Source organism: Aeromonas sp. R10-1, assembly GCF_040908465.1.
Lineage (GTDB): Bacteria > Pseudomonadota > Gammaproteobacteria > Enterobacterales > Aeromonadaceae > Aeromonas > Aeromonas caviae.
Map to the genome: position 1 here is coordinate 76538 of NZ_JBFODT010000007.1, position 14327 is coordinate 90864.

Genomic DNA, 14327 nt, shown 5'->3' on the forward strand with positions numbered 1-14327 from the left:
TATTTCTTATAACTCTATTGCTGCTCTTATCTCAATAGTGTTTTGCGACAGCGGCCCTGTTTCGGACAAGTCGTGGTGGGCATACTGACCCTTCGTTTTTGCAAGGAGGTTCCGATGTCATCACCCGTGATTGTGATTGCCCAGCTTGACGCCAAACCCGAATTCGCCACCCAGTTTCGCGCCGCCCTGGATCCCTTGATCGCCGCCACCTTGCAGGAGGCTGGCTGCCTGCGCTACCAGCTGCATCAGGATTTGGATAATCCTCATAGCTGGATGCTCTACGAGGTGTGGGAGAGCGAGGCCGCCCTCCGCGCCCATCAGGGCCAGCCCCACTTTACCGAATTTGTCGCCAGGGCCGAGCCCTGGTTCGCCGGCAGCACCATTCGCCGCTATCAGCCGCTGGAGGCCTGATTTGCCGCGCCGCTGAGCGCCCTTTTGCCACCTATTTGAGGAACAACATGATGAAGATGCCCAACCTGGGTCTTGGAACCTTCCGCCTGAAAGATCAGCCCCTTCGCGACTCCCTGCTCCAGGGGCTGGAACTTGGCTACCGCCATATCGATACCGCCCAGATCTATGACAACGAGGCCGAAGTCGGCCAGTTGATGAGCGAGAGTGGCGTGCCCCGCCAGGATATCTACCTGACCACCAAGGTGTGGACCAGCGAGTTCGGTCCGGGCAAGGTGATCCCGAGCCTGGAAGTGAGCCTGGAAAAACTCGGCACCGACTATCTGGATCTGGCGCTCATTCACTGGCCCTCCCCCCTGGATGAGGTGCCGATGGCGGTCTATCTGGAGCAGCTCGCCGAGGCCAAAGCCCGGGGCCTGACCCGGGAGATCGGGGTCTCCAACTTCACCGTGGCCCAGCTTAAACAGGCGGTCGAGATCCTGGGGCCGGGCGCCATCGCCCACCAGCAGGTGGAGATCCACCCCCTGCTGCAAAACCGCAAGGTGGTCGAATTCTGCCAGGCCCACGGCATCGCCATCACCGCCTACATGCCGCTCGCCTATGGCAAGGTGCTCACCGAGCCGCTGCTGATGGAGATCGGCAAGCGCCACGGCGTCTCGGCGGCCCAGGTGTCGCTGGCCTGGCTGCTGGCCCAGGGCATGACGGTGATCCCAAGCTCCACCAGGCGGGAGAATCTTGCCGCCAACCTGGCCGCGCTGAAGGTGCAACTCAGTCGCGATGAGATGGCCGCCATCGCCACCCTGGATCGCGGTGAGCGCTGCGCCAACCCGGACTTTGCGCCGGATTGGGATTGATCCCCCTCATCCCCAGCCCTTCTCCCGCAAGGGGAGAAGGGAGCAAAGAAAACCCGACACCGTCGACGAGAACACCAGCGGGAGGCCCAGTGCCTCCCGCTTTTTTGTCCCCAATACCGCGCGTCACCACCGCCCGAGTCCTCCTCCAACACCTTCCCTCAATCCTTTACCTCTTACCTCATTTCTCTTTCCTCTTTTCTCTCTGTCCCGGCTCGCTCTGCACGGGTTGCCGCCGTGCGCGTTGTCTCTGCACCCACCTCGCGCGCTACGGCCGCTCTTGCCACAGTTGCCTCGACCACTCCCAACACCCCATTTCACGGCCCCATTGCTGCTGATTTGGCAAAAGTAATTTGACGTTGTCGTCATTTTTACCAACAAACACCCTCGGCATACTGGCGCCATTCTCCCGTCGGGAGTCCCAATCCAAGGAGTTGTTATGCCACTGGCGTTATTTGCCCTCACCTTAAGTGCCTTTGCCATAGGCACCACCGAATTCGTGATCGTGGGGCTCATCCCTACCATCGCCGAGCAGCTCAATGTCTCGCTCCCCTCGGCGGGCCTGCTGGTCAGCCTCTATGCCCTCGGCGTCGCCATCGGCGCCCCCGTGCTCACGGCGCTCACCGGCAAGCTGCCGCGCAAGTGGCTGCTGGTGGGGCTGATGGCCCTCTTCACCGTCGGCAACCTGCTGGCCTGGCAGGCCCCCGGGTACGAGAGCCTGATTGTGGCCCGCATCCTCACCGGGCTGGCCCATGGGGTCTTCTTCTCGGTAGGCAGCACCATCGCCACGGGTCTCGTGGCCAAAGAGAAGGCGGCCAGCGCCATCGCCATCATGTTCAGCGGCCTCACGGTCGCCCTGGTAACCGGCGTCCCGCTTGGCACCTGGATTGGTCAGGTCTTCGGCTGGCGCGAAACCTTCCTGGTGGTGAGCCTGCTCGGTCTCGTCGCCATGGTGGGCAGCCTGCTGCTGGTACCGGGGAACCTGCCGAAGGGGGCCTCCTCCAGTGTTCGCGAGCAGCTCTCGGTGCTCACCAAGAAGCCCTTGCTGCTGGTCTACGCCAAGACGGCGCTCGGTTATGGCGGTGCCTTCACGGCGTTTACCTTCCTCGCCCCCATCCTGCAACAGGTGAACGGCTTTAGCGCCGGCGCGGTGAGCCTCATTCTGCTGGTGTACGGGGTCTCGGTCGCCGTCGGCAATATCTGGGGCGGCAAGCTGGCCGACCGGATGGGCCCATTGCCCGCCCTCAAGCTGCTGTTTGCCGGGCTCGCCCTGGTGCTGCTGGTGCTCACCTTCACCGCGCCGCACCCGGTGCTGGCGGTACTGACCGTGCTGGTGTGGGGCGCCTTCGCCTTTGGCAACGTGCCGGGTCTTCAGGTACTGGTGGTGAAACAGGCCGAGCGCCACACCCCCAATGCCGTGGATGTGGCCTCAGGTCTCAACATCGCCGCCTTCAACGTCGGCATTGCGCTGGGCTCCGTGGTCGGCGGTTTCGTGGTGGAGCACCTCGGCCTGATGCACACCCCCTGGATTGGTGCCCTCATCGTGCTGCTGGCCTACGGCCTCACCCATGTCAGCGAAGCGGGCGAGCGGCGCGCCGCCCTTGCCTGACCCCGGGCAAGCAAAAGGCCGACACCCTGTGTCGGCCTTTTTTCATGGGCAAGATGCGAGGCTCAGGGCTCCTTGAGCTCCTCATCGGCAGCCCAGCGCGCCTCCAGCCAGAGCAGGTTGACCAGCCCGCAGAGCAGGGCGAACCCCAGCCCCAGCAACCAGGTGAAATACCACATATCGCGTTGATCCTTGTGTTGAAGCGGATTAGTAGAGGCTGTGGCCGTGCTGGCGCACCTGTTCGGCGCTGACCCTGCCGCGCACCACCCGGTATACCCAGAGGGTGTAGCCGATGTTGACCGGCATCAGTACCCCGACAATCCCCAGCATGATAAGCAGGGTGCGCTCGCTGGAGGTGCTGTCCCACAGGGTCAGGCTGCTGGCCGGATCCAGGGACGAGGGCAGCACGAAGGGGAAGAGCGCGATGGCCACGGTCAGCATCATGGCGGCGCAGGCACCGCCGCTGGCAACGAGCGCCAGCCCGGGCTTGCCGAGGCGGCTTGCCAGCGCGCACACCAGGGGCAGCAGGAGCCCGAGCACAGGCACGGCCCAGAGCACCGGATGGGCGACAAAGTTGCCAAGCCAGCCCGCCGGCACCGCCACCACCTCTTTCATCAGCGGAGTGAGGGCGCCGTTGAGATCGCCGATGGCCGTGATGCGATACCCCGCCATCTCCCCAAGCCAGACGCCGCCAAGGGCAAAGAGGGCGCTCGCCAGGGGGCCGAGCCAGAGGGCGAGGCGGGCGCTGCGCGCTGCTATGGCCCCCTGGGTCTTGCACTGCAGGAAGCTGGCACCGTGCAGCAAGAGCAGCGCCAGCGCCGTCCCCATGGCGGTCAACAGCAGCGGCCAGTGGAACGCAAAGGCGCCATAGTGGATGCGAAGGGCCGCATCGAAGCGAAACGGCAGCCCTTGCAGCACCAGGCCAAGGGTGGCACCAAACACCAGGGTCGGCAGCAGACCACCCACCACCAGGGCGCGGTCCCACCAGCGGCGCCAGACCGGGTCCGGCAGCTTGCTGCGATAGTCAAAGCCCACCGGGCGCAAAAAGAGGCCGAACAGCAGGAACATGAAGGGCACGTAAAGCGCCGAGAAGGCGGCGGCATAGACCAGGGGCCAGGCGGCAAACAGGGTGCCGGCACCGGCGATGAGCCACACCTGGTTGCCCTCCCACACCGGCCCTACGCTGTTGAGCAGCACCCGCCGCTCGTCATCCGTCTTGCCGACTACGGGCAGCAGCATGCCGACCCCGAGATCGAAGCCATCCATCACCACGAAGCCGACCAGCAGGAAGATCACCAGCCCCCACCAGATCACTTTCAGGGTTTCGTAATCCATCAGGCAGGACTCCCGTTTTGCAACACTTCACCTTGATAACGACCCGTCTGCAGGCTGGCAGGCCCTTTGCGGATCAGATGACGCAACAAGAACAACTCCACCACCAGCAGGCTGCTGTAGATGAGGAAGATGGCGATGAGGCTGAACCAGAGCTGCCCCGGTTGCAGCAGGGAGACGGAGGCCGACACCGGCAGCACGTCGCTGATGGTCCAGGGCTGGCGACCGAACTCCGCCACGAACCAGCCCGCCTCGATGGCAATCCAGGGTAGCGGAATAGACCAGAGCAGGGCCCTGAGCAGCCGCGGGGATTGCACCAGCCTGCCCCGGCACAGTTGCAGGAAGGCGGTGGCAAAGAGCGCCAGCAACGCCACGCCGATGCCCACCATCAGGCGAAAGCTCCAGAACAGCGGCGCCACTTGGGGGATGGAGTCCTCCACCGCCTTGGCGATGGCCCCCTCGTCCGCCTTGCCAATCTCCTTGGCATAGGGGGTGAGCAAGAGGCCGTAGCCCAGATCGCTGCGGTGGCGCTCGAAGGTGGCGCGGGCCGCCTGGTTGCTGCCATCTGCCCGCATCGCTTCGAGCGCCTCGTGGGCCAGCATGCCGCTGCGAATGCGCGCCTCGTGCTGCGCTTTCAGATCTTTGAGGCCCGTCACCTGCTCATCCAGGGAGCGGGTGGCGATGATGCCCATCAGATAGGGTATCTTGATGGCCGCGTGGGTGGTCTCGGCACGCTGATCCGGCAGGCCGAACAGGGTGAAAGAAGCCGGGGCGGGCTCCGTCTCCCACTCCGCCTCGATGGCGGCGAGCTTGACCTTCTGCACCTCCCCCGAGCGATAGCCCGACTCGTCCCCGAGCACGATGACAGAGAGGATGGCCGCGAGGCCAAAGCCCGAGGCGATGGCAAAGGATCGCAGGGCGAAGCGCACCTCCATGCCGCGCAGCAGATACCAGCTGCTCACCCCCATCACGAACAGGGAGGCCGCCACATAGCCTGCCGCCACCGTGTGGACGAACTTGACCTGGGCCACCGGGTTGAAGATGACCGCGGCCACGTCCACCAGCTCCATGCGCATGGTCATGGGGTTGAACTCGGCGCCGACCGGGTTTTGCATCCAGCCGTTGGCGATGAGGATCCAGAGGGCGGAGAGGTTGGAGCCGAGCGCCACCAGCATGGTCACCAGCAGGTGCTGACCGCGGGAGAGCTTGTCCCAGCCGAAGAAGAAAAGGCCCACCAATGTAGACTCGAGGAAGAAGGCCATCAGCCCCTCCACCGCCAGCGGCGTGCCGAAGATATCGCCGACGTAGTGGGAGTAATAGGCCCAGTTGGTCCCGAACTGGAACTCCAGGGTGATCCCGGTAGTCACCCCCATCACGAAGTTGATGCCAAACAGCTTGCCCCAGAAACGGGTGATGTCCTTGTAGATCACCTTGCCGGTCATCACGTAGGCCGACTCGGCGATCACCAGGATCCAGGACAGCCCCAGGGTGAGGGGCACAAACAGAAAGTGGAACATCGCCGTCGCCCCGAACTGTATTCGGGAGAGGCTGACCACATCATCCAGGCTTATCATGCATGACTCTCTATGTTGCATTTAACGGACAGGTTTTCGCCCGCCAAGTACACCATGGTCCATGACACCTATAACAGATGCAGTTATAGTGAAAAACACCTATAACAGTTTGGGCCCACCATGTCCCGCTACGGCCAGTTGGCAGACCAGCTGCAACAGCAGATCACGAGCGGGCTCTGGCAGCCGGGGGAGCGCATCCCCTCCATTCGTCAGAGCTGCAAGACCCATGGCCTCAGCCCCATGACGGTGCTCCAGGCCTATCAGTTGCTCGAAAGCCGGGGCCTCATCCTGGCGCGGCCCCAGTCCGGCTACTACGTCAAGGCCGCGAGCACGGCCCGGCGGGAGAGCCAGCCCCAGCAGGCCCGCTACAGCGGCTCGGTGGACATCAACGATCTGGTGTTCGAGGTGCTGCAGGCGAGCAAGTCACGGGAGCTGGTGCCCCTTGGCATGGCGGTGGCGGACCCGACCCTCTTCCCCCACCCCCAACTCGGTCGGGCCCTCGGCAGTTGCATGCGCCGCCTAGACCCCTTCAGCACGGTGGCAGATCTGCCCCCCGGCAACGAGGCGCTGCGCCGCGCCATCGCCCGGCGCTACGCCGGCGAGGGGATGGCGGTGGATCCCCAGCAGATCATCATCACCACGGGGGCCATGGAGGCGCTTTCCCTCAGTCTTCAGGTGCTGACCGAGCCCGGCGACTGGGTGGTGGTGGAGTCCCCCACCTTCTACGGCGCCCTGCAGGCCATCGAGCGGCTCAAGCTCAAGGTGGTGGAGATCCCGGTGATCCCCGGGGTGGGCATCGATCTCGCCCTGCTGGAGGAGGCCCTCGCCCAGCGCCCCGTCAAGGCGTGCTGGCTGATGGGCAATGTGCAGCACCCCCTCGGCCACACCATGCCGGATGAGCACAAGCAGGCGCTGATGGGGCTGCTCAACCGCCATCAGGTCCCCCTGGTGGAGGATGACGTCTACGCGGAGCTCTATGTCGGGCGCGAGCGGCCAAGGCCCATCACCCATTGGGATGCGCGGGGAGAGAGCCTGCTGTGCGGCTCCTGGACCAAGTGTCTGGCGCCGGGCTTTCGGGTCGGCTGGGTGGTGGCGAAGCGCCACGCCGAGCGCATCCAGCGGCTGCAACTGATGTCGACGCTCTCGACCAATGTGCCCAGTCAGCTGGCGCTGGCCGACATGCTGCGCCAGGGCGGGGTGGACGCCCACTTTCGCCGCCTGCGCCACACCCTGGCCCAGCGCCAGCAGCAGATGCGGGCAGCCCTGATGCGCCTCTTCCCCGAGGCGCGCATCTCCTCCCCGGACGGGGGCTACTTTCTCTGGCTCGAATTTGACGCCCGCCTCGATGGCCGGGCGCTCTATGCCAGCGCCATCGAACAGGGGGTCTCCATCGCCCCCGGGGCCCTCTTCTCCAGCCAGGGCCAGCACAACCACTGCCTGCGCCTCAACAGCTCCCATCCCTGGAGCCCGCAGCTGGACGCGGCGCTCAACCGGCTTGCGGGTCTCATCGCCCGGCAACGGGAAACCTGGCAGAGCCCCCCTGACGCCTCACACGACAAGGGCCCGTAACGGGCCCTTTTGCAAGCGAATGCGCCTTACCTGGCCATGGTCTGTGACTGGGCCTTGAAGCCCAGTTGCTCGTAGAGGGCCCTGGCCCGCTCGTTGAAAGCCATCACCTCCAGGCGCAACTGGCTTGCGCCCCGTGCCTTGCCCCACTGGTCCCCGTGGGCGATCAGCGCCCGGCCGATGCCCCGGGAGCGCTGCCCCTCATCCACCACCACGGTCGTGATGCGGCAGACGGGCAGCTTGCTGAGAAAGGGGACGCTCTCGTTGAGGTCGATGCGGGCGGTGAGAAAGCCCGCCACCTCTCCCGCCACCACCGCCACGCAGAAAAGACGCGCCTCGTCGGCAATGGCGCCGAGCAAGAAGGCCCTGTCCTCCAGGGACGGGGGGCAGAACACCTCGGGCACCTGCTCGAAGTGGAGCTGACCTATCTGCCGGTTCAGGGCCAAAATAGCGTCGATATCCTGTTCAGTTGCCTTGCGAATGTCCACCTGATGCTCCTTGCAGTGAGGGTCGCCAGCGAGGAAAGAGGCTCGGCGGTCACCCTTTGGAACCCGCATCTTATCGGCTCGTCACGGCAATCAACAGCCCCCCGGCAACGACAAGGCCTCATGACGGGGCCTTGTGGACAATCCTGATGGCAATGCGGGATCAACCCGGCGCCCCCAGCTGGGCCACCTGGCGCTCTATGCTCCCCTTGAGGTTGTCATCCAGCTTCAAGGCCCGCGCCAGCTCGTCCAGATAGCCGCGCTCCATGAAGTGATCCACCTCGATGGTGAGCAGGGAGGCGAGGTAGACCTCGGTCGCCAGCTCCATGTCGGTCACTTCTCGCGCCAGGACATGGGGGTCGAGGGGGCGGGAGAGCTCGGCGTCAATCCAGCGGGCCGCATCCCGTTCCCCCTGTTCGGTCAGGTACTCCTGGATCTTCTGGCGCTCGGCGGCATCGATGTGGCCGTCGGCCCGGGCCGCCGCCACCATGGCGCGCACCAGCAGGTTGGCGCGGGCATCCAGGGCCTTGCCCTCCAGGGTGTCCAGGGGCTGGGTCGGCTGGGCCGGGGTGGACTGCTGGGTCTGCCAGTCCTGATAGAGCTTGTAGGCCAGCCCCCCGAGGGCTGCCGCCCCCCCCACCGCCGCCACCTTGGTGCCATATTTGCGCATCTTCTTGTTGCCAAGCAGCAGCGCCATGGCCCCGGCGGCCAATCCCCCCTGCGCCATGCCCTTCATCTGGGCCTTGCGCGTGTCACCACCGTCGTTGAGCCAGCCCTTGCCAGCTCCCATCAATTGCTCCAGCATCTGTTTCATGGGGCCTCCTCCCTCGCGTGATGAGTCATGCTGGGCCGCCTGCGCTGAACTCAAGGTGAATGACGGCGCAGACAAGAAGAGGCGCTGGTTGGATCAGTGTCGGCCCCGACCGCTGCTATTGTCCCCGGGGGACAGCCAAGGAGTCCCCCCTTGTCTCGACATAAGGAAGTACCATGAGCGCCCGTGAACTGACCCTGCAATTTCTCGCCGAACCCGCCGATGTCAACTTTGGCGGCAAAGTCCATGGCGGCATGGTGATGAAGTGGATTGACCAGGCCGGCTACGCCTGCGCCGCCGGCTGGTGTGGCGGCTATGCCGTCACCGTCTATGTGGGGGGCATCCGCTTCTTGCGCCCCATCCAGATAGGCCAGCTGGTGGAGGTACACGCCAAGGTGATCCACACCGGCACCACCAGCATGCACCTGGCGGTGGATGTCTACAGCCGCCACCCCACCGACCCGGAGCGGCGCAAGACCACCCACTGCATCATCATCTTCGTGGCCATGGACGAGCATGGCAAACCCACTCCGGTGCCCCAGTGGCAGCCGGTGAGCGAGAGCGATCTGCAGTTGCAGCAGTACGCCAAAAAGCTGATGGCCCTGCGCGAGGAGCTGGACAAGGAGATGCGCCAGCACATGTGACCCGTCCCGCCCCGGGCAGCCGGGGCGTGTCTTCGCGCCGCCGGGCGCTATAATGGCGACCACCCTTGCCCTTGAGAACCCAAGATGTCCTTGGAAAATGCCCCCCCCGAGGTCCAGCTCGCGGTGGATCTAATTGAACTGCTGGAAACCAACCACATCGCCCCCGCGCTGGCCCTGGCGGCACTCGCCATCGTTCGCCGGGATTATGAGCGCAAGCTCGAGGAAGGTCGGGAGGCCTGAGCACCCCCGCAGGAGGCACCATGTCAGCCCCCATTCGCATCGAACAAGGCCGCGCCATGCTCCTCGGGGGGCTGCGCCGTCACCACCCCTTCGAGCAGGGGGACTTCGCCGGCCAGTGGCGCGACCTCAGCGCCCTGCTTCCCCTGCCGGGGCAGCTCGGGGAGCACGCCTATGGCGTCATCTGCGCCGCCACCGACACCCACTGCGAATACCTCTGCGGGGTGGAGGTCGCCGCCCTGGAGGTGCTGCCTCCCGGGCTTGGCCGCATGCGCATCGCCCCCCAGACCTACGCCATCTTCTTGCATCAGGGGCATGTCACGACCCTGCCGCACACCTGGCGCCAGGCCCTGGCGTGGCTCGCGCAATCGGACTATCAATCTGCCCAGCAGCCGGATTTCGAGCGCTACGGCGCCCGCTTTGACGCCGCCACCGGCAGCGGCGAAGTGGAAATCTGGCTCGCCGTGGTGCCGAAACAGGCCCTGGCCTGACCCCTGACCGCCCGGGCTACCTCGGCCCCATCACCTCGTCACAGAGCGCGATCAGCGCCTCCCCCAGCCGGGCGAGGGGCTCGCTCGTGCCCGGCCCCTGGTGCAGAGCCAGCTCCACCGAGCGCACCGCTGGCCAGTGAGCCAGCACCACCTGATCCGGTTGCAACAGGCGCGCCGGCAGCAGGCTGACCCCGATCCCCGCGCTCACCGCCCCTTGCAGGCTGGCGAGACTGCCGCTCACGTAGGCGATGCGCCAGGGGATCCCCTCGGCATCCAGGACGTCGGTCATCTGGCGCCGGTAGAGCCCCTCGCTTGGAAACACCACCAGAGGCAGAGGATCGCGCCCGGCGGCGGGCCACTCCCGGCTGTCAACCCAGGCCAGGGGCTCGCGCCAGCGGGCGATGGGCTCCCCCTGGCCGCGTCCCTGCTTGATGAGGGCCAGATCCAGCTCTCCCCCTTCGAATGCCTGCCACAGGGCATGGCTGAGATCGCTTTGCACCTCCAGCCGCACCTGCGGGTGCGCGCGGGCGAAGGCGGCCAGCACCGGGGTCATGGCCCCTGCGGCAAAATCCTCCGGCACCCCGAGGCGCAGGGGGTGGCTCGCCTCGCTCACCCGCTCCCCCGCCCGGGCCAGCAACCCCAGGATGCGGCACGCCAGCCCGAGCAGGGTCTCCCCCTGGGCCGTGGTCACCACCTGGCGGCCGGATCGGTCGAGCAGGGTGCAACCCAGCTGCTGCTCCAGGCGGCGCATCTGCTGGCTCAGGGTGGACTGGGTGAGGTGGATACGCTCGGCGGCGCGGGTAAAGCTGCCGGTTTCGACGATGGCGACGAAGCTCTGCAGCAATTGGGGGTCCAGCAGGGGGCGCTCCATGGGCAATCTCCATTTATAAAACCACTGGAAGTCATTTTATCATTTAATTTCCAAATGATGCGGCGACCCTCTAGGCTGCTGTCCTCCCCCTTCTTTGCCAGGATATGACCATGCCACCCCCTTCCCAGTCCGGTGCCAGCCTCCTCAACTCCCTCGCCGCCGCCTCGGCCCCCAGCCATCAGGAGTGGCTGGAGCAGGCCCTGCACCTGGCCCTGACCCATCGCCAGCAAGGGGGGCGCCCCTTCGCCGCCCTGCTGGTGAGGGAGAACCGGCTGGTGGCGAGCGCCGTCAACCGCATGCTGGAGGCGGGGGACCCCACCCGTCACGCGGAGCTGGAAGCGCTGCGGGAAGGGAGTCGCCAGGGGCCGCTGGCCGGGGCCATCGTCTATGCCAGCGGGCACCCCTGCCCCATGTGCCTGTCAGCCCTGGTGATGAACGGCATCCAGGCGGTCTACTACGCCTTTGACAACGACGATGCCGCCCCCTTCGGCTATGACAGCCGCGCCGCCTACGCAGCGCTGCGACTGCCGCTGAGTCCGCCGCCCCTGCCCCTCATCAAGCTGGCGAGCCCCATCGCGGCCGACACCCTCTACGGTCCCCTGCCCCATGCATAAACGCCGCCTCCCCCCGGGCAGCGGCGCCTTGCTGGTGCTGGTGATCCTCATCGCCCTCAACCTGCGCCCCTTCCTCACCGCCATCGGCCCCCTGGCCCCTCGCATCGACGCGAGGCTGGCCCTCGGGGTGGATACCCTGGCCTGGGTCACCCTGCTGCCCCTCTGGCTTATCGGGGTCGGCGTGCTGCTCACCCCGGCGCTCCTGGGTCGCACGGGCCCGCGCCCCCTGCTCGGGACGGCCCTGCTGCTGCTCGCCCTTGGCAGCGCCCTGCGCGTCGACCTGGCGAGCGGCGCCCTGCTCATCGCCAGCGCCGCCCTGTGCGGGCTGGGCTCGGCCCTGGTGCAAGGGGTGCTGCCCGGCCTCATCAAGGAGGGGTTCGCCCAAAAGGTGCCCCTGGTGATGGGGATCTTCTCCGCCTGCATGATGGGGGGCGGGGCGCTCGGGGCCGTGCTCACCCCGCGCCTTGCCGAGTATCTGGACTGGTCTCGGGCGCTGGCGCTCTGGGGCCTGCCGGTGCTGCTGGCCCTCGGCTGGCTGGCCTGGCGGGTGCCCCTGCCTGCCCCGGCCAGCACGCCCGTCCCCACCGGGGAGCAGCGGCTGCTCCCCCTGCCCCGCACCTGGCTGCTCATCGCCTGCTTTGGCATCATCAACAGCGGCTACGGCATCGTCGTGGCCTGGCTGGCCCCGGCCTACATGGCGGCAGGCTGGAGCGCCCAGCAAGGGGGCGAGCTGATGGCCTGGCTCGCCCTGGCCCAGACCGCGAGCGGCCTTGGCCTGCCCCTGCTGGCAGCCGGTCGGCTGGACCGCCGCCCCTGGATGGCGCTGGCCATCGCCATGCAGCTGGCGGGCTTTGGCGGCCTCTGGCTCGCTCCCCAGACAGCCCCCCTGCTCTGGTGCTTGCTGTGCGGCGCCGGGCTTGGGGGAAGCTTCTCCCTCATCATGGTGATTGCGCTGGATCACCTGCCCGACCCGCGCCGGGCGGGCGCCCTCTGTGCCCTGATGCAGGGGGTCGGCTTTATGGTGGCGGCTACCGGCCCCTGGGTGGCGGCCCGCCTGCACCATGCAAGCGGTGACTTCGCCGCCGCCTGGCAGTGGCAGCTCGGCGCCCTGGTCCTGATGAGCCTGCTGGTGGTGCGTCTCAACCCGCGCCACTACCCAAGGGCCATGGGCCTGCCCCCGGAGCACGCCATGGCTGTGCAGACGGCAGGCCACAAGCCTGCCTGATCCGGCGAGCACCGGCCTTGGGGGCCAGAAAGCACAACACCGGCCTTGGCCGGTGTTGTTCATCAGGGTGTGGGAAGGCCTGGCGCTCAGCGCCCCTTCTTCTGGCGCCCGCCCTGCCCTGGCCGCGGTTTGCCCGGGGCGGGTTTGCCCCCCTTGCCGGGCGCGCTTTTACCTGCCCCCCCTTTGCTGGCAGCCCCTTTACCCGCCCCGCCCTTGCCTGCGGGACTCTTCTTCTCGAACGCCTCGGGGCCCGGCACATTGGGCCGCCCGCCAATCTCGTGATCGTCGCTGCGCCGCGGCTTCTTGCCCTGGGCCGGGGTGCCGGCCGCAGCCGCCTTGGGCTTGGCAACCTGAGCCCCCTTGGCCGGTTTGGCCTCGGAGGAGGAGTCCTCAATGAGCTTGAACAGCTCGATCAGCTCGTCGTCGGTGAGGTCGCGCCACTCCCCCACCGGCAGCCCCTTGAGGCTGACGTTCATGATGCGGATGCGCTCGAGCTTGGTCACCTCGAAGCCGAAGTGCTCGCACATGCGGCGGATCTGGCGGTTGAGCCCCTGCACCAGGGTGATGCGAAACACGAAGGGGGCCTCTCGCTTCACCTTGCACTTCTTGGTGACGGTGCCGAGGATGGGCACCCCGGCCGCCATGCCCCGGACGAACTCGTCGGTCACCGGCTTGTCCACGGTCACCAGGTACTCTTTCTCGTGATCGTTGCCCGCCCGCAGGATCTTGTTCACCAGATCCCCGTGGTTGGTAAGGAAGATGAGCCCCTGGGAGTCCTTGTCGAGGCGCCCTATGGGGAAGATACGGGTGCTGTGGTTGACGAAGTCGACGATGTTGTCCTTCTCCCCCGCCTCCGTGGTGCTGACGATGCCCACCGGCTTGTTGAGGGCGATGAAGACCAGGCTGTCGGCTTCGCGCGGCTCGATCACCTGGCCGTTGACCTTGACCAGATCCCCGGCAAACACCTGATCTCCCACCCCGGCCCGCTTGCCGTTGATGAAGACGTTGCCCTGCTCGATGAAACGATCGGCCTCACGACGGGAGCAGATGCCGCTCTCGCTGATGTATTTGTTCAGGCGCATGGATTCATCAGCCAGCATGGGTCACCTCCCCGGTCGGATGGGCCTTGAGAATGGCTGGCTGGATCAGCCGCGCTGTGGTCGGGTTCGTCTGCATACAACTCCATGAAATAAGGGCCTGCACCCTGCATGTTCGGCAAAAAACGCCGCTACAGTAGCACATTGCACGCGCCCGCGCCCGGCCCCGTCGCACCCTGGCCGCTGGCTCACAGGGGGTCCTGCCCCTGATGCAGCAGCAGGCCCCCTATCCAGCGTGCGGTGACGCCGCGGCCCTGATTGGGCTGCACCGCGCACTCCCCGCCTCTTTTCACTTCATGGTGCTCACTTCATGGGCCGGGCCCCCGCCGCCGAAGATAGGGTGCGGCCTTTGGCAGATAGCCAGATGATCTAACGCTTGATATTTATCCAGCAAAAATGCATAAAAAGATTTTGGTCATCGCGAATTATCTGCTCTGACCCGCCGACGACGGGAAATGACACCCCCATCGGGGCGCAACAACGGGCCCCTTGAGCCCCGCGAACCCTGAGGACGG

The 14327-nt window shown here is 66.2% G+C and carries 16 protein-coding genes; 9 read left to right on the plus strand and 7 right to left on the minus strand.

Features of this window, described 5'->3' with window-relative positions; all coding sequences use genetic code 11:
- Positions 1 to 114: 114 nt before the first annotated feature.
- The 3 genes from AB5Y93_RS03945 (at position 115) to AB5Y93_RS03955 (ending at position 2868) form a co-directional block, all read left to right on the plus strand.
- Positions 115 to 411, plus strand: coding sequence for a putative quinol monooxygenase (locus tag AB5Y93_RS03945; protein ID WP_368228842.1), 297 nt, complete (start codon positions 115 to 117; stop codon positions 409 to 411).
- A gap of 47 nt (positions 412 to 458) precedes the next feature.
- Positions 459 to 1262, plus strand: coding sequence for a 2,5-didehydrogluconate reductase DkgB (gene dkgB / locus AB5Y93_RS03950; RefSeq protein ID WP_368228843.1), 804 nt, complete (start codon positions 459 to 461; stop codon positions 1260 to 1262).
- A 436-nt stretch (positions 1263 to 1698) separates the two neighbouring features.
- The gene (locus AB5Y93_RS03955; RefSeq protein ID WP_368228844.1) at positions 1699 to 2868 is read left to right on the plus strand and encodes an MFS transporter; all 1170 of its coding nucleotides are present in this window, start codon (positions 1699 to 1701) and stop codon (positions 2866 to 2868) included.
- Positions 2869 to 2930: 62 nt separating this feature from the next.
- On the opposite strand, the gene AB5Y93_RS03960 is transcribed toward AB5Y93_RS03955, so the two are convergent.
- Genes AB5Y93_RS03960 through AB5Y93_RS03970 form a run of 3 tightly spaced genes read right to left on the minus strand, consistent with a single transcriptional unit; the run spans position 2931 to position 5771 of the window.
- Entirely contained in the window at positions 2931 to 3044 is a 114-nt protein-coding gene (locus tag AB5Y93_RS03960) for a CydX/CbdX family cytochrome bd oxidase small subunit (protein WP_102948233.1), read from the minus strand.
- A gap of 28 nt (positions 3045 to 3072) precedes the next feature.
- Positions 3073 to 4200 carry a cytochrome d ubiquinol oxidase subunit II gene (gene cydB / locus AB5Y93_RS03965; protein WP_368228845.1) on the minus strand — a complete coding sequence of 376 codons (1128 nt, stop codon included), beginning with the start codon at positions 4198 to 4200 and terminating at the stop codon, positions 3073 to 3075.
- A complete protein-coding gene (locus AB5Y93_RS03970; protein ID WP_368228846.1) occupies positions 4200 to 5771 on the minus strand; it encodes a cytochrome ubiquinol oxidase subunit I in 1572 nt (523 codons plus the stop codon). The genes cydB and AB5Y93_RS03970 overlap by 1 nt, the downstream gene beginning before the upstream one ends.
- A gap of 120 nt (positions 5772 to 5891) precedes the next feature.
- Here AB5Y93_RS03970 and AB5Y93_RS03975 point away from each other — a divergent pair, with 120 nt between their 5' ends.
- The gene (locus AB5Y93_RS03975; protein WP_053288572.1) at positions 5892 to 7340 is read left to right on the plus strand and encodes a PLP-dependent aminotransferase family protein; all 1449 of its coding nucleotides are present in this window, start codon (positions 5892 to 5894) and stop codon (positions 7338 to 7340) included.
- A gap of 26 nt (positions 7341 to 7366) precedes the next feature.
- Here AB5Y93_RS03975 and AB5Y93_RS03980 read toward each other — a convergent pair whose 3' ends face one another.
- Together AB5Y93_RS03980 and AB5Y93_RS03985 are read right to left on the minus strand one after the other, a co-directional pair.
- Entirely contained in the window at positions 7367 to 7825 is a 459-nt protein-coding gene (locus tag AB5Y93_RS03980; RefSeq protein ID WP_368228847.1) for an N-acetyltransferase family protein, read from the minus strand.
- Positions 7826 to 7985: 160 nt separating this feature from the next.
- A complete protein-coding gene (locus tag AB5Y93_RS03985) occupies positions 7986 to 8636 on the minus strand; it encodes a tellurite resistance TerB family protein (RefSeq protein WP_042015902.1) in 651 nt (216 codons plus the stop codon).
- Between the two features lie 173 nt (positions 8637 to 8809).
- Between AB5Y93_RS03985 and AB5Y93_RS03990 the strand changes: the two genes are divergently transcribed.
- From AB5Y93_RS03990 to AB5Y93_RS04000, 3 genes are all read left to right on the plus strand, one after another.
- Positions 8810 to 9277 carry an acyl-CoA thioesterase gene (locus tag AB5Y93_RS03990; protein WP_010674201.1) on the plus strand — a complete coding sequence of 156 codons (468 nt, stop codon included), beginning with the start codon at positions 8810 to 8812 and terminating at the stop codon, positions 9275 to 9277.
- An 84-nt stretch (positions 9278 to 9361) separates the two neighbouring features.
- Positions 9362 to 9517 (plus strand): pleiotropic regulatory protein RsmS, encoded by a 156-nt coding sequence (gene rsmS / locus AB5Y93_RS03995; protein WP_010674200.1) that lies wholly within the window; start codon positions 9362 to 9364, stop codon positions 9515 to 9517.
- A 20-nt stretch (positions 9518 to 9537) separates the two neighbouring features.
- On the plus strand, positions 9538 to 10005 hold the full coding sequence (locus tag AB5Y93_RS04000; RefSeq protein WP_052815113.1) for a GyrI-like domain-containing protein: 468 nt from the start codon (positions 9538 to 9540) through the stop codon (positions 10003 to 10005).
- A 16-nt stretch (positions 10006 to 10021) separates the two neighbouring features.
- Here the strand turns inward: AB5Y93_RS04000 and AB5Y93_RS04005 are convergent, their stop codons facing one another.
- Positions 10022 to 10864 carry a LysR family transcriptional regulator gene (locus tag AB5Y93_RS04005; RefSeq protein ID WP_368228859.1) on the minus strand — a complete coding sequence of 281 codons (843 nt, stop codon included), beginning with the start codon at positions 10862 to 10864 and terminating at the stop codon, positions 10022 to 10024.
- A 122-nt stretch (positions 10865 to 10986) separates the two neighbouring features.
- Between AB5Y93_RS04005 and AB5Y93_RS04010 the strand changes: the two genes are divergently transcribed.
- Positions 10987 to 11490, plus strand: coding sequence for a nucleoside deaminase (locus AB5Y93_RS04010; protein WP_368228848.1), 504 nt, complete (start codon positions 10987 to 10989; stop codon positions 11488 to 11490).
- The gene (locus AB5Y93_RS04015; RefSeq protein WP_368228849.1) at positions 11483 to 12715 is read left to right on the plus strand and encodes an MFS transporter; all 1233 of its coding nucleotides are present in this window, start codon (positions 11483 to 11485) and stop codon (positions 12713 to 12715) included. The genes AB5Y93_RS04010 and AB5Y93_RS04015 overlap by 8 nt, the downstream gene beginning before the upstream one ends.
- An 86-nt stretch (positions 12716 to 12801) precedes the next feature.
- Here AB5Y93_RS04015 and rluF read toward each other — a convergent pair whose 3' ends face one another.
- Positions 12802 to 13815, minus strand: coding sequence for a 23S rRNA pseudouridine(2604) synthase RluF (gene rluF / locus AB5Y93_RS04020; RefSeq protein ID WP_102948228.1), 1014 nt, complete (start codon positions 13813 to 13815; stop codon positions 12802 to 12804).
- Between the last annotated feature and the right edge of the window lie 512 nt (positions 13816 to 14327).

What these genes read in the sequence shown, in the direction of transcription:
- AB5Y93_RS03945 (WP_368228842.1), top strand. Translation starts at nt 115, where the DNA reads ATGTCATCACCCGTGATTGTGATTGCCCAGCTTGACGCCAAACCCGAA.
- dkgB (WP_368228843.1), top strand. Translation starts at nt 459, where the DNA reads ATGATGAAGATGCCCAACCTGGGTCTTGGAACCTTCCGCCTGAAAGAT.
- AB5Y93_RS03955 (WP_368228844.1), top strand. Translation starts at nt 1,699, where the DNA reads ATGCCACTGGCGTTATTTGCCCTCACCTTAAGTGCCTTTGCCATAGGC.
- AB5Y93_RS03960 (WP_102948233.1), bottom strand. Translation starts at nt 3,044, where the DNA reads ATGTGGTATTTCACCTGGTTGCTGGGGCTGGGGTTCGCCCTGCTCTGC.
- cydB (WP_368228845.1), bottom strand. Translation starts at nt 4,200, where the DNA reads ATGGATTACGAAACCCTGAAAGTGATCTGGTGGGGGCTGGTGATCTTC.
- AB5Y93_RS03970 (WP_368228846.1), bottom strand. Translation starts at nt 5,771, where the DNA reads ATGATAAGCCTGGATGATGTGGTCAGCCTCTCCCGAATACAGTTCGGG.
- AB5Y93_RS03975 (WP_053288572.1), top strand. Translation starts at nt 5,892, where the DNA reads ATGTCCCGCTACGGCCAGTTGGCAGACCAGCTGCAACAGCAGATCACG.
- AB5Y93_RS03985 (WP_042015902.1), bottom strand. Translation starts at nt 8,636, where the DNA reads ATGAAACAGATGCTGGAGCAATTGATGGGAGCTGGCAAGGGCTGGCTC.
- AB5Y93_RS03990 (WP_010674201.1), top strand. Translation starts at nt 8,810, where the DNA reads ATGAGCGCCCGTGAACTGACCCTGCAATTTCTCGCCGAACCCGCCGAT.
- rsmS (WP_010674200.1), top strand. Translation starts at nt 9,362, where the DNA reads ATGTCCTTGGAAAATGCCCCCCCCGAGGTCCAGCTCGCGGTGGATCTA.
- AB5Y93_RS04000 (WP_052815113.1), top strand. Translation starts at nt 9,538, where the DNA reads ATGTCAGCCCCCATTCGCATCGAACAAGGCCGCGCCATGCTCCTCGGG.
- AB5Y93_RS04010 (WP_368228848.1), top strand. Translation starts at nt 10,987, where the DNA reads ATGCCACCCCCTTCCCAGTCCGGTGCCAGCCTCCTCAACTCCCTCGCC.
- AB5Y93_RS04015 (WP_368228849.1), top strand. Translation starts at nt 11,483, where the DNA reads ATGCATAAACGCCGCCTCCCCCCGGGCAGCGGCGCCTTGCTGGTGCTG.
- rluF (WP_102948228.1), bottom strand. Translation starts at nt 13,815, where the DNA reads ATGCTGGCTGATGAATCCATGCGCCTGAACAAATACATCAGCGAGAGC.